General features: G+C 59.2%; 14 protein-coding genes and 1 tRNA gene. 4 read left to right on the forward strand and 11 right to left on the reverse strand.

Annotated elements, in window-relative coordinates:
- Positions 1–148: 148 nt before the first annotated feature.
- A complete protein-coding gene (locus KUA23_RS17770) occupies positions 149–2266 on the reverse strand; it encodes a TonB-dependent receptor family protein (protein WP_252992537.1) in 2118 nt (705 codons plus the stop codon).
- A 223-nt stretch (positions 2267–2489) separates the two neighbouring features.
- Here KUA23_RS17770 and KUA23_RS17775 point away from each other — a divergent pair, with 223 nt between their 5' ends.
- On the forward strand, positions 2490–2648 hold the full coding sequence (locus tag KUA23_RS17775) for a hypothetical protein (protein WP_252992538.1): 159 nt from the start codon (positions 2490–2492) through the stop codon (positions 2646–2648).
- Positions 2649–2653: 5 nt separating this feature from the next.
- Complete coding sequence (locus KUA23_RS17780; protein WP_078048925.1) at positions 2654–3280, forward strand: helix-turn-helix domain-containing protein; 627 nt, start codon at positions 2654–2656, stop codon at positions 3278–3280.
- Between the two features lie 50 nt (positions 3281–3330).
- Here KUA23_RS17780 and KUA23_RS17785 read toward each other — a convergent pair whose 3' ends face one another.
- The 4 genes from KUA23_RS17785 to KUA23_RS17800 form a co-directional block, all read right to left on the reverse strand.
- Positions 3331–3828, reverse strand: coding sequence for a hypothetical protein (locus KUA23_RS17785; protein ID WP_078048926.1), 498 nt, complete (start codon positions 3826–3828; stop codon positions 3331–3333).
- A gap of 270 nt (positions 3829–4098) precedes the next feature.
- Positions 4099–4368, reverse strand: a complete 270-nt coding sequence (locus tag KUA23_RS17790) for a hypothetical protein (protein WP_252992539.1) — start codon at positions 4366–4368, stop codon at positions 4099–4101.
- A 176-nt stretch (positions 4369–4544) separates the two neighbouring features.
- Positions 4545–5258: a hypothetical protein gene (locus tag KUA23_RS17795; RefSeq protein WP_252994294.1), complete on the reverse strand. Its 714-nt coding sequence runs from the start codon at positions 5256–5258 to the stop codon at positions 4545–4547.
- Between the two features lie 513 nt (positions 5259–5771).
- Positions 5772–6089 carry a hypothetical protein gene (locus tag KUA23_RS17800; protein ID WP_177409503.1) on the reverse strand — a complete coding sequence of 106 codons (318 nt, stop codon included), beginning with the start codon at positions 6087–6089 and terminating at the stop codon, positions 5772–5774.
- A 358-nt stretch (positions 6090–6447) separates the two neighbouring features.
- Here KUA23_RS17800 and KUA23_RS17805 point away from each other — a divergent pair, with 358 nt between their 5' ends.
- Entirely contained in the window at positions 6448–7314 is an 867-nt protein-coding gene (locus tag KUA23_RS17805) for a GGDEF domain-containing protein (protein ID WP_252992540.1), read from the forward strand.
- Between the two features lie 188 nt (positions 7315–7502).
- On the opposite strand, the gene KUA23_RS17810 is transcribed toward KUA23_RS17805, so the two are convergent.
- Positions 7503–8000 (reverse strand): hypothetical protein, encoded by a 498-nt coding sequence (locus tag KUA23_RS17810; protein ID WP_487250806.1) that lies wholly within the window; start codon positions 7998–8000, stop codon positions 7503–7505.
- A gap of 391 nt (positions 8001–8391) precedes the next feature.
- Positions 8392–8482: transfer RNA gene (locus tag KUA23_RS17815), tRNA-Ser, on the reverse strand.
- 152 nt (positions 8483–8634) lie between these two features.
- Here KUA23_RS17815 and KUA23_RS17820 point away from each other — a divergent pair.
- A complete protein-coding gene (locus tag KUA23_RS17820) occupies positions 8635–9306 on the forward strand; it encodes a Bax inhibitor-1/YccA family protein (protein WP_078048997.1) in 672 nt (223 codons plus the stop codon).
- Between the two features lie 76 nt (positions 9307–9382).
- Here the strand turns inward: KUA23_RS17820 and murB are convergent, their stop codons facing one another.
- From murB to KUA23_RS17840, 4 genes are read right to left on the reverse strand one after another with little or no spacing between them, the layout of a single operon-like run.
- A complete protein-coding gene (gene murB, locus KUA23_RS17825; RefSeq protein ID WP_078048998.1) occupies positions 9383–10402 on the reverse strand; it encodes a UDP-N-acetylmuramate dehydrogenase in 1020 nt (339 codons plus the stop codon).
- Entirely contained in the window at positions 10399–10863 is a 465-nt protein-coding gene (locus KUA23_RS17830; protein ID WP_025858159.1) for a low molecular weight protein-tyrosine-phosphatase, read from the reverse strand. The genes murB and KUA23_RS17830 overlap by 4 nt, the downstream gene beginning before the upstream one ends.
- Complete coding sequence (kdsB, locus tag KUA23_RS17835) at positions 10863–11627, reverse strand: 3-deoxy-manno-octulosonate cytidylyltransferase (protein WP_099491806.1); 765 nt, start codon at positions 11625–11627, stop codon at positions 10863–10865. The genes KUA23_RS17830 and kdsB overlap by 1 nt, the downstream gene beginning before the upstream one ends.
- Entirely contained in the window at positions 11624–11809 is a 186-nt protein-coding gene (locus KUA23_RS17840) for a Trm112 family protein (protein WP_003174668.1), read from the reverse strand. Before KUA23_RS17840 ends, kdsB begins: the two co-directional genes overlap by 4 nt.
- Positions 11810–11830 lie beyond the last annotated feature (21 nt).

Here is an 11830-nt window from a genome sequence, read left to right on the forward strand (position 1 = left end):
AAAACGGTGTAGGAGCAAGTGTCGCTCCTATGTCGGATGCTGCCCACTGTAGGAGCCCGGCTTGCCGGCGATGGCGCCCTTAAGATCGCTGTCGCCGGCAAGCCGGGCTCCTACAGTGGAACGGAGGTGTTTTAAAAATTACGTTCCTTTAGCGCCAGCTCCAGGACACGCCGGTGTAGATGCCACGGCCATCCGCCGGCGTGGAGCGCGCGACGTCCAGCCCCTTGTCGTCGTAACCCGGCGTGACGGTATTGGCGTAGCGCCGGTTGGTCAGGTTGCGCAGGTCGACCCAGGCTTGCCAGTCTTGCTTGGGTGCGTCGTAGCCGAAGGTAGCGCCGAGAATGGTGTAGGACGCGGCGTAGTAGGAATTGGCGTAGTCCACCGCCACCCTGGAGGAATACTCGGTATTGAGGCTGGTGTAGAAGCCTGTCGGGTGGCTGTAGCGCACTTGGGCCTGGTAATAGTGCTTGGGAATGCCGGGCAAGGTGTTGTCGCCGAAGCGGTCATCGTCACGGTAGTGGAAGTCACTGAAGGTGTAGGCCTGGCGCAGGGCAACCTGGCCTTTGCGGCCACCGTCCCACAACGGGCTGAGCAGGCTCAGCTCAACGCCTTGGTGCACGGTGGGGCTGGCGTTGGACTCGGCGACGATGGCATTGCTGGTGGAGGTCTGTGCCTGGGTTTCCACGGTGAGCAGTTCGTGGCGCACTTCGGAGCGGTACAGCGCCAGGTCCCACTGGCCGAGCCAGGCTTCGCCACGGCCACCGATCTCCAGGGTGGTGGCGGTCTGGTTTTTCAGGCTCACGCCTTCGCGCTGCAAACCGGTGGCCGGTCCACTGCCTGTGGGGAAGTATTTGTTGGAGCCCCAGATCATCGACCAGGCGTGCGGCGGCTCCACCGAGCGGCTCAGGTTGCCGTACACCTGCAATTGCGGGGTGAAGTCGTAACGCAGGCCGACGCGCGGCGCGTAGTCCCAGTCGTGTTGGCTGAGCGGTGCCTGGCCTTCGGGATAAGTGACCTGGGTTTCGCGACGGGTATAGATCGCCGCCAGGCCGGTGGTCAGCCACAGGTCAGGCACCAGTTCCAGGTCGTTGCCGATATGCAGCACGGTGTCGGAGCCCAGGTAGCTGTAGTCACGGGTCTTGGTGCCAGGCGTGTAGCCGGCAGTGTTACCGGAAGGCGTGCGTACATACTCCGAAGCGCCGTTGTTGGGCATCGCCTGGGTGGTGCGCAGGCCGAGCGTGGTCTTGCTGTCGTGGCCGAACAGCGTGTCCTGGCGGATGTAGTTGAGGGTGCTACTGATGTCGGTGTAGGCGACTTTCAGGCGGTTGGTGCCTTCGCGCAGGTCCATCGGGTAATCGTGGTAGGCCAGGCCGACTTCGACCCGGGCATTGTCATCCAGCTGCAGGGTGGTCTTGTTGGCGATCCAGGTGGAACCTGGCTGCAGGCGCTTGGAGTCGCGGGCGGCGTTGAGGCTGTTGGCCGCGCGTGGGTCATGGCTGATCTGGGCACGGGTGAGCTTGCCGGGGGTGTCGTTGGTGGTTTCGCGGTAGCGGAAATAGAAACGGGTTTCCAGGTCCGGGTTGAAGCGGTAGCCGAAGTTGGCCGCCATGCCCTTGCCAGTGCCGTCGCTCTGGCGCTGGTAACCGTCGGACTCGGAGTCGGTAAGGCTGATGTAGTAGTCGGCATCCCCCACCACCTGGCCCGAACTGATCTCGCGCTGGGCATAGCCTTTGCTGCCCGCTTCGTAACGCAATTGCAGCTTGGGAGCGTCGTAACCGGTGCGTGTCACGTAGTTGACTGCGCCACCCAGGGCCAACGCGCCCTGATCGAAACCATTGGCGCCGCGCAGCACTTCCACCCGGCTTTGCCACAACGGGTCTTTGAGTTCATAGGGCGTACCGCCGGGGCCGGTGAGTGGCAGGCCGTCGAACATTTCGTACAGGCCGGAGGCATGGGCACCGGGGCTGCGGTTCAGGCCCGAGCCGCGAATCGAGAGTTTTACCCCTTCATTATTCGCCGCCTTGGCATACACCCCGGCCTGGTACTTGAACACGTCTTCGTTGGTGCTCACCCTGCCCTGCTGCACGTTGTCCATGTCGATGTAATGGGTGCCGCCGGGCACGCTCCTGAGCTGCGCCTGGGCCACTTCACCGGCGCTGGCTTCGCTGCTGGTGACTTCGACCGGGGCCAATTGCAGGTCTTCGGCGTGCACCAGCGAGCTTAACGTCAGGGCGGCAAGAAGGAACGGAGGTTGGCGCAGCAGCATGGGGCGGGTCCTTGGAATTCGGGGGGCACGTGGTGGGAAGACAGGCACGCCCGCCAGGTCACTCCTTATTAACGGACCAGACCTTTCCCACAACAGCGTCGGACGTTGATTCTTTTCTAAGTCCGAAATCGAATTAACACATGCAAACTCAGTATTTAAAGAAATAACCCCCAAGCATTACTGTGGAGCCACTGAGTCAACCACGTACCATGAGACCGCCCCCATGCAGACATCCGCCACGATCATCGACTTCACGCTCCTCCGTAAACGCCGCCAGGCGCGTGCAGCGGCCGAGTTGATGTGGGCGATGTACGCCGCGCGTGCCGGGCTGGCGGTGTTTACTGCCCAGGCTGCTGCGTCCAGCGATACTCGCCGGGCGTAAGGCCGATGAATTTCCTGCACGTGCTTCCCGAACCGCCTGAACCCCTGCCCAAACCCAGCACTGACGACGACGTGATCAGCCTGTGCGTCGCCCACAACCTGCAACGCCTGCGCAGCAAACGCCACTTGTCCCTGGATGGGTTGGCACGTGCCTGTGGCGTGAGCCGGGCAATGCTGGCGCAGATCGAATCCGGGCGCAGCGTGCCGTCAATCAAGGTGCTGTGCAAGATTGCCAAGGGCTTGAAGGTGTCCGTAGCGGCGTTCCTGGAGGACCGCGCCTTCGAAGGGGTGGAAGTGCTGCCGGCGCAACAGAGCAAGCGCCTGGTGAGTGCCGATGGCGCGTTTATCAGCCGGGCATTGTTTCCCTACGATACCGCGCGCCAGTCCGAGTTCTACGAGATCCGCCTGCGCGCATTGGGCGAGGAAGTTTCCGAAGGCCATGGTCCCGGCATCCAGGAAAACCTGGTGGTGGCCCAAGGCGTGCTGGAAGTCAGCGTCAACGACGCGCGCTATTTGCTTTCAACCGGCGACTCGATCCTGTTCTATGCCGACCAGCCCCACCGCTACCGCAACCCGGCAGACAGCGAGGCCGTGGCGTTCCTGGTAATTACCTACCCCGAACGCCTGGATTGAAACGCAAAACGCCCCGAATAATCGGGGCGTTTTTTTGAGTGCGGGACCTATCAGCAGGTGCAGCACATCATCGGCATGCCGTTGCAGCTCATCATCATCGGCATGGCGCAGTCGTTCATCATTTTGTTCATGAGCATGCAGCAGTTTTCCATCATGGCCATGCTCATGCCTGGCATCGGCATCATTTTGCACATCATGCTGTCGCCCATCAGGGTGCATTCCATCACGCACTTCATCATCGGCATTGGCATGCCCATCATCGGCATCATGTTCATGCCGGTCATCATGGCCATGGCGTCGGCCGACATGCACATCATCGACATGTTGGCGCACTGCATCATCATCGGCATGCCGCAGTTCATCATCATCGCCATCATTTCGGCGTTGGTCTTGAACTGAGCCATGTCCATACCGGCAGCTGGCTTCATGGTGCACATCATGGCGTCCGCAGCCATTTCGCACTTCATGGTGGCCATCATCATCGGCATGCCCATCATCGGCATCATGGGCATGGAGGTGTTCATCGGCATCTGCATGGCATTCATCATCTTCGAAACTCCGTAATCGACAGGAAATGAGTAAGTTCTGGGGCCGATTCTAGAGACGCCGGAGGGCGGCGCAAGACGGCAGCAGAGCAGCAGGAATGGATGTTCGGGGGAGAGCTTAGCTGAAGAAAACAGCTGCGCCGGATGTGATGATGAGGATTTCGTCGTTATGGCATTCATCCTGATTGTTGAACGATGTAAAACGACACTATGGATATTCGATCCTGGAATCTCGACCAATCTTATGGAAATAAACGATCTAACAGGGCGCAACTAGTGCTCAGGTTTCCTTAACGTGTGCATCAACTCTTCCGCTTCCGACCCAGGCGGGAGCCGAAAACCATACATTTCATCAGCGTCCAGTATCTCACCCAGTACCTCGAGCAACTGCGCCTCGGTCGGTGATTCGCGCAGCAGCTTGTGTGCCGGCAGCAACACGTCGGCGGAAACGCCCTGGGCACTCGCCGCATCGATCACGGCAAAGAGGATAAAGCGCAAACGTATTTCGCGATCAGTAGGCCAAACCGTTTTTTGCTTACCCATGCTGGAGGCCTCTCTCTTTCGGAAAAATCCGAGGCTATTGATGACCGCAGGGTGTTTCAAGCACGGGGAGGCAAGATAGGCCACTTCCTACAGAGGAAAGGGAAACACCGCACCCATCATCAGGGATAAACAAGCGTTCAGGGGATGACTGACGGTGTTGCGTGCCCGTACATGGGTCACTGCACTGGCAGGAAATTCATCAGCAACAAGCTCTGCGCATAGTTCAGGCCAATGCGGCGGTAGCGCTCGTCGAGCATCTGGGTCAGCAGGTCGAGGCGCGCGACAATCTTGCCGAACTCCACCGCAAAACTCAGGTTGCTGCCCTCCTCCGATATCTCATTGGAAAACAGCAGCAGCACGCCATTCGCATCCTGGCGTTTGCTTAACAGCCAGGTGGCCTTCTCGATATTGCGCGCGGCATTGCTGACGAACTGCGGGTTGATCGAGTCGGTGATGTAGAACTCGGTGCGCCCGCCGTGGGCGGTGACGATCATGCTGCCGATCGCATAGATAAACGCGCCAACCCGATCGCCCTTGAATTCCGGGCTCAAGGAATAGCTCAGCGCCACCAAATCACGACGCTCCCCAAGGGCGGGTAGCGCGCGCCGTTGCTCGATGGCCTGGCGAATCTCCCGCGCCGCCGTAACCGCATCCGGATAACCCGACTGGCGCCATTGGCTGGGATTGCGCAGGTAGAGTTTATTCATCAGCAAATACAGGCTTTGCAGGTTGCCACGCATGCCCAGCGTCGCCATGCGATCCACACTGGTCTGGAAGAACTCATCGGGCTTGCCATTGCTGAACTGCTTGGCGATATCGCGCCCCTGCTGCTGGCTGCAACCGCTGGCACAGAGCATTAACACGGCCGCCAGCAACAAGGGCTGGCGCATCCGTCGAAGGTTGAAACAAGGAAACGTGCGATCCATCGGCACCCGATCTGGCTCATCTGCCCACGCGGGGATCGGCGGGGCTGGGACAAGGATAGAGCGGAGAAATCCAGAAAAGTGCAATGGCGGTGGGGAGATAGTTGTAAGCAGAAGCCGCCGGGGCGGTGAAAAGGCGCAGCCGCCACGAATATTTTCCAGGGTCTATACTGTTTGTAACAGTTGCGTGTGTTGTCGGCGATCCAGGGTGGCAGTTCAACCTTTGAGGGGCTGACGCGGTTGTCTCCATCACCGACGGCATACCCATCAGCAGCTGTAATTGAGGGAGACGGCAATGAAACATCCAATTCGAGCACAAATGGTTGTTCAGGTGATTTGCCTGCTTTCGGTGGCGCAGCTGTTTTGCTGAGCTGAGTATCACTGCCTTAACACCCAACCGCAGGCGCGGTAGTGGAAGGTATTGCCCGTGATAAACCGGCAAACTGGCCCGACATCCCAATGCCGGGCCAGAACGTGCAGCTACAGCAAGACCGTGGCGAGCATGCCCAAGGCGCCCAGGCAAAAGCCGATCAACGCACCCCGCCCGGGGACTTCATGGAACAGTGCCCAAATCACCACAGGCTCCAGCAGCAATAACGATGTGATGGACACCACCGTGACCACCCAAATGTCACCGACCGCCAGATACCCCAGCCAGTAAGCCCCCAACAGACAAAGGCCGGCAAAGCACATCACCACCACCGGCATGATGAACCCTTGCCACGAACCATCGCCTGCCTGAGCCAGCCTGGCGGTAACTACCTCACTGTAGATCGCACAAAACTCACCGATTACCATCAACCCTAGAGCAGAAACTCCGAGTAATTCTTTGGACATATCAAAAACTCCTTCGTATTCAACGCACTGTTTTTCAACTCCCAGTGGGCAATGCTGCTGCCGAGGGTTTCGTTGCAGAGATACGAAGCAGCCTTGAACAGGCCTGAATTACCGAAGTGCTTTTGCATGCTCATGTCCTTTTTGGGGGTGAGGCTTGGCGACCAGGCAGGTCGCTCGTTGCGATCATACGTTTCGTCAGCGGCCTTGCACAACCAAGGCCCGGCTGGCGAGCACGCCATAAAAAATAGGCCGCGCCCTCGCCGCCGCTCCTCATGATCGGGCTATGATCGACCCATACGAACCGGACGCCTGATGCCCCATGCCCGTCGACTTGCAAGCCCTTTATCCCAAACTGATCCACCTGATGCTGGATACGGTCTTCGTCGTCGACAGCGATAACGTGATTGTCTTCGTTAGCGATGCCTGTGAGGCACTGCTCGGCTACCGTGCCGAAGAGCTGACGGGCACGCAGATCACCCAATACATGCACCCGCAAGACCTGGCGCGCACCCGAGCCTCCATTGTCCGGGTCATGAATGGCCAACCCCACGTCGACTTTCGCAATCGCTACATCCGCAAGGATGGCAGCGTCGTGCACATCCTATGGGCGGCCTTCTGGTCCGAAGAGGTGGGGGCACGAATCGGCGTCGCGCGGGACGTCACTGCGCTCACCCAGGCCGAGGAGGAGCTGCGCTTCCTCGCCCATCATGACCCGCTGACCGCCCTCACCAACCGATCACTGTTCAACGATCGGTTGGACCAGGCCCTGCAAGCCGCACGCAGTCACAACCACACCCTCGCGTTACTGTTCCTGGACATCAATGACTTCAAGGGCATCAACGACGTGCACGGCCATGCCATGGGTGATCGCGTGCTGTGTGTGATTGCACGACGACTGGAGCGCTGCGTGCGCGACACCGACCTGGTGGCCCGGATGGGCGGTGACGAATTCACGGTGCTGATCACCGATATCCAGTCGCCGGACGCGGTTGCCGGCAAGGTGGCGCAGATACTCGCGGCCATGGCCGAGCCGCTGGGCGCTGAATTTGGCGGGGTGAAGATGCCGTCCTGCAGTGTTGGTGTGGCGTTTTACCCGGGGGATGGGGAGGATGCAGATACGCTGTTGAGTCATGCGGATGGCGAGATGTATCGGGTGAAACGCTTGCGGGTCGTGAGTGAGGGATAGGAAAAGCGGGGGCTCACTCAAATCGCGGGCAGAAAAAATCCCGCAGAGTGTTCAACTCGCGGGATTTCTTTATTGGTGTAGCGGGACGCAAGGGATTCGAGCCCTTCCAGGGCAAGTGTTCCGCCAGAGAGGGAAGTCTTTTTCAGAGCTTCCTCAACGGGCAAAAGACGCACCCTGGCGTGAAATCATTATTTGGCTTGGCGAAGCACCAGCTCCGACAGACGAGTCTTGACGCGGAAGCAGAACTCACGAATTTGGAATTGATAGGCGGGCATTACCATGTAGTTCAGATCGGGACCCAACGAGTCTTTGACTTCCATGTATTTGGCAGTCTTGACAGCAATGGTCTGGTATTCCGCTTCGTATTTGGCGTAAGACGCTTTGTTGTAGAGCCGCAAGACATCCAGCTCTTTACGGCATTGCTCAGCGCGATTCTGGTTCAGGCCTGTTTCTGATTCCGCCGGAGCGGCTTTGGGATAGGTAGCGATTGGGACGTCAGCACTGGCGTTAGCAGGGACGGCCTCATAGCCCTCAGGCGATTTTGCGGGTGTCGAAGGTGCGACTTCAGAGGGTGCTTGCTGGACGACGGCAGGAGGGGGAGCCACTTTAGGTTTTTCTGGAGTTTTAGTAACGCATCCCGAGAGAGCAAGGCCTACCACTACAACGACGCCACACATTTTATCCATCGGTTTCACCAAGAGGTCTTTATGGTTGGCTGAGTCGTTAGGTTCTGGGTAAAAGTCATGACACCGTCAATGATCAAGTGTGAATTTTCTACCAGTCTCAAGGCGCTCAGCCTCTCTTCCTTGAGTTCGCAGATGGACGATAATAGTAAAAAAACAAGGAGATGACGAGAAAAAGCTCGTCAGAAAAGTCACAAAATTGATGAGGTAATGACCGTGGGATCGCGCTGCGCATGCGCCCTGATTGTGTTGCGCTTGCGCCGGGACAAGGCATCAAGATAGGAAAGTTCTGGAACACCTCAAGCGTTATGGACGCCCAATGGAAAGCCGTCGAACCCCACCCAAACCCCAGAAACACAAAAGCCCCGCTTTCGCGAGGCTTTCGTTTGAATCTTGGCGGGAAACCAGGGATTCGAACCCTGGAGACGCTCTTAACGTCCGCCGGTTTTCAAGACCGGTGCATTCAACCACTCTGCCAATTTCCCTTGTGCGTCACAGGATTATAGTAGCCTATCCCGTCTCAGCGGGCGCCATAATACCCGAATGAAACACACTGTCAAACACTCGGCATCGCTTGTTACAGAGCGTCTGTTATGATCTTTGCGACTGAACGTTTCAAAACCGAAGGAGTGTCGCCATGCGCGAACAGAATTACGCAGTGAATGGTAACGCGCAGGCTGAGCAGCTTGAAGTCAGCCGCGTGTTGCGCAATACCTATGGCTTGCTCGCCCTTACCCTCGCATTCAGCGGCGTGATGGCGTTTGTGGCCCAACAGATGCGCGTCGGCTACCCGAATATCTTTGTCGTGCTGATTGGCTTCTATGGCCTGTTCTTCCTCACCAACAAGCTGCGTGACTCGGCCTGGGGCCTGGTGTCGGCGTTTGCCTTGACCGGTTTCATGGGCTTTATCCTCGGCCCGATCCTCAACCGTTACCTCGGCATGGCCGGTGGTGCGGAAGTGGTCAGCTCGGCGTTTGCCATGACGGCCCTGGTGTTTGGTGGTCTGTCGGCCTACGTGTTGATCACCCGCAAGGACATGAGCTTCCTGGGTGGCTTCATCACCGCCGGCTTCTTCGTGCTGCTGGCAGCCGTGGTTGCAGGCATGTTCTTCCAGATCAGCGGGCTGCAACTGGCGATCAGCGCAGGTTTTGTGCTGTTCTCCTCGGTGTGCATCCTGTTCCAGACCAGCGCGATCATCCACGGTGGTGAGCGTAACTACATCATGGCGACCGTCAGCCTGTATGTGTCGATCTACAACTTGTTCGTCAGCCTGCTGCAGATCTTCGGCATCATGAGCCGCGACGACTGATCGCTGGTGCAATAAAAAATGCCCCGTATCGAAAGATACGGGGCATTTTTGTTTCTAACGCTCCGAGAGCAACCGGTCAGTACTGGTTGGGTTCCATTTCCAGATCAACCTTGAAGCGCTGTGCAATGTCTTGCTGGATACGCCGGGCCAGATTGGCAATGTCGTGCCCCGTGGCACCGCCATAGTTGACCAACACCAGCGCCTGCAGCTTGTGCACGCCGGCATCCCCGTCACGGAAGCCCTTCCAGCCGGCCTTGTCGATCAGCCAGCCGGCCGCAAGCTTCATCTGCCCATCGGCTTGCGGGTAGGCCACCAGGTCTGGGTACAGCGCTTGCAATTCAGCCGCCAGTACTTGGGACACCAGTGGGTTCTTGAAGAAGCTCCCAGCATTGCCCAGTTCTGCCGGGTCAGGCAGTTTTTCCCGGCGTATGCTGCAGATGGCACGGCTGACGTCGCTTGGCGTCGCGTCGGTGATCCCCTGCCCCGCCAAGCGCTGTTGCACCGGACCGTAGTCGAGCTTGAGGTGGCTGGCGCGGCTCAGGGCAAAACGCACCCGCAAAATCAGCCAGCGTCCGGTCTCGTGCTTGAACAGGCTGTCGCGGTAGGCGAAGTTGCATTCTTCCAGAGTGAAGTCACGCAGTTTGCCAGTGTGGCGGTCCAGCGCAGTGAGGCCGGCAAATACGTCCTTGATTTCCACCCCGTAGGCGCCGATGTTCTGCATCGGGGCTGCGCCAACGGTGCCGGGGATGAGGCTGAGGTTTTCCAGGCCGCAGAAGCCCTGCTCCAGTGTCCACAGCACGAAGGGGTGCCAGGCTTCGCCCGCCTCAGCTTCGACCACCACCTGCGTGCCGTCATCGTGCAGCACGCGGATACCTCGGGTAGCCATGCGCAGCACCAGCGCCGGGATGTCCTGGGTCAGTAGCAAGTTGCTGCCACCGCCAATCACCAACAACGGCACCGCGTGGGCGCTCGAATAGGCCAGGGCCTCACGGACGTCGTCGTCGCTATGGGCCTCGGCGAACAGCTGGGCACGTACATCAATGCCAAAGCTGTTGAATGGCTTGAGCGATACCTGCGCAAGCACTTGCAAGGTCATAACCGCCCCTTCAATTCGATCACCAATAAATCACAGGCACGCTCGATCAGGTCCAGGACCCGTTCGAAGCCTTGTTCACCTTCGTAATACGGGTCTGGCACTTCGTCCACTTCAGCGTCGTAACGGCGCAGGAACAGGTCCAGCTCTGCCTTGCCCTGGCTTGGCTGCATAGCCTTGAGGTTGCGCAGGTTGCTGTGGTCCATGGCCAGGATCAAGTCATAGCGGGCAAAATCAGCACGGGACACCTGCTGGGCACGCTGGGCCGACAGATCGTAACCACGCACCAGCGCCGCGCGTTGGCTGCGTTGGTCTGGCGGGTTGCCGATATGCCATTCACCTGTACCGGCGGACGCTACGTCGACCTGGCCCGCCAGCCCGGCTTCGCGCAACTTATGGCGCAGTACGCCTTCGGCGGTAGGCGAGCGGCAGATATTGCCCAGGCAGACAAACAAGACCTCCATCAGGCCCCCAGCAGGCGACGGACGCGCTCAAGGTCTTCCAGGGTATCGACACCCGCCGGCGGCGCTTCCAGCGCATCGCCCACGTGGATGCGCACGCCATGCCACAGCGCCCGCAGTTGCTCCAATGATTCGGTATTTTCCAGCCAGCACGGGCCCCAGCTGACGAAGTCGTGCAGGAAGCCCGCGCGGTAGGCGTAGATGCCGATATGGCGACGGTAAGGCACGCCTTCTGGCAACACGTCAGGTTGCTTGGCAAAGGCGTCGCGGGCCCATGGCAAGGTCGAGCGGCTAAATGTCAGTGCCAGGCCATTGATGTCACTGACCACCTTCACCACGTTCGGGTTGAACAGGGTCTCGATGTCTTCGATCGGCTCGGCCAGGGTGGCCATGCGCGCTTCGCCATGGGCGGCCAGGTTGGCGGCGACTTGGTCGATCACGCTCGGCGGGATCAGCGGCTCGTCACCTTGCACGTTGACCACGATGGCGTCGGGCGCCAAGCCCAGCTGGGTGGCGACTTCGGCCAATCGGTCGGTACCGGAATTGTGGTCTTCGCGCGTCAGCACGGCCTCAGCGCCGAAGCCTTTGCAGGCTTCGATGATGCGCGGGTCATCGGTGGCCACCACCACGCGCTCGGCGCTGCTTTTGCAGGCCTGTTCCCACACCCGCTGGATCATTGGCTTGTCGCCGATCAGCTGCAGCGGCTTGCCCGGCAGGCGGGTCGATGCATAGCGGGAGGGGATGACTACGGTAAAGGCTGTGGTCATTTATCCAGGCGCTCATCAGTGGTCAGGGTGCGGGCTTCGCTTTCGAGCATCACCGGGATGCCATCACGGATCGGGTAGGCCAGGCCTGCGCCTTTGCTGATCAGCTCGGTCTTGTCGGCGCTGAGCTTGAGCGGGCCTTTGCAGATCGGGCAAGCGAGGATATCGAGCAGTTTGGTGTCCATGAGTGTTTCCTGGAAAAAAGC

Origin of the sequence: Pseudomonas pergaminensis, from assembly GCF_024112395.2 — a bacterium.
GTDB lineage: Bacteria > Pseudomonadota > Gammaproteobacteria > Pseudomonadales > Pseudomonadaceae > Aquipseudomonas > Aquipseudomonas pergaminensis.

Excerpts from the sequence above, each read along its gene's own strand:
- kdsB (WP_099491806.1), bottom strand. The coding sequence starts at position 11,627 with ATGACCACAGCCTTTACCGTAGTCATCCCCTCCCGCTATGCATCGACC.
- KUA23_RS17780 (WP_078048925.1), top strand. The coding sequence starts at position 2,654 with ATGAATTTCCTGCACGTGCTTCCCGAACCGCCTGAACCCCTGCCCAAA.
- KUA23_RS17840 (WP_003174668.1), bottom strand. The coding sequence starts at position 11,809 with ATGGACACCAAACTGCTCGATATCCTCGCTTGCCCGATCTGCAAAGGC.
- KUA23_RS17770 (WP_252992537.1), bottom strand. The coding sequence starts at position 2,266 with ATGCTGCTGCGCCAACCTCCGTTCCTTCTTGCCGCCCTGACGTTAAGC.
- KUA23_RS17820 (WP_078048997.1), top strand. The coding sequence starts at position 8,635 with ATGCGCGAACAGAATTACGCAGTGAATGGTAACGCGCAGGCTGAGCAG.
- KUA23_RS17810 (WP_487250806.1), bottom strand. The coding sequence starts at position 8,000 with ATGGATAAAATGTGTGGCGTCGTTGTAGTGGTAGGCCTTGCTCTCTCG.
- KUA23_RS17790 (WP_252992539.1), bottom strand. The coding sequence starts at position 4,368 with ATGGGTAAGCAAAAAACGGTTTGGCCTACTGATCGCGAAATACGTTTG.
- KUA23_RS17795 (WP_252994294.1), bottom strand. The coding sequence starts at position 5,258 with ATGCGCCAGCCCTTGTTGCTGGCGGCCGTGTTAATGCTCTGTGCCAGC.
- KUA23_RS17805 (WP_252992540.1), top strand. The coding sequence starts at position 6,448 with ATGCCCGTCGACTTGCAAGCCCTTTATCCCAAACTGATCCACCTGATG.
- murB (WP_078048998.1), bottom strand. The coding sequence starts at position 10,402 with ATGACCTTGCAAGTGCTTGCGCAGGTATCGCTCAAGCCATTCAACAGC.
- KUA23_RS17830 (WP_025858159.1), bottom strand. The coding sequence starts at position 10,863 with ATGGAGGTCTTGTTTGTCTGCCTGGGCAATATCTGCCGCTCGCCTACC.
- KUA23_RS17775 (WP_252992538.1), top strand. The coding sequence starts at position 2,490 with ATGCAGACATCCGCCACGATCATCGACTTCACGCTCCTCCGTAAACGC.
- KUA23_RS17785 (WP_078048926.1), bottom strand. The coding sequence starts at position 3,828 with ATGATGAATGCCATGCAGATGCCGATGAACACCTCCATGCCCATGATG.
- KUA23_RS17800 (WP_177409503.1), bottom strand. The coding sequence starts at position 6,089 with ATGGTAATCGGTGAGTTTTGTGCGATCTACAGTGAGGTAGTTACCGCC.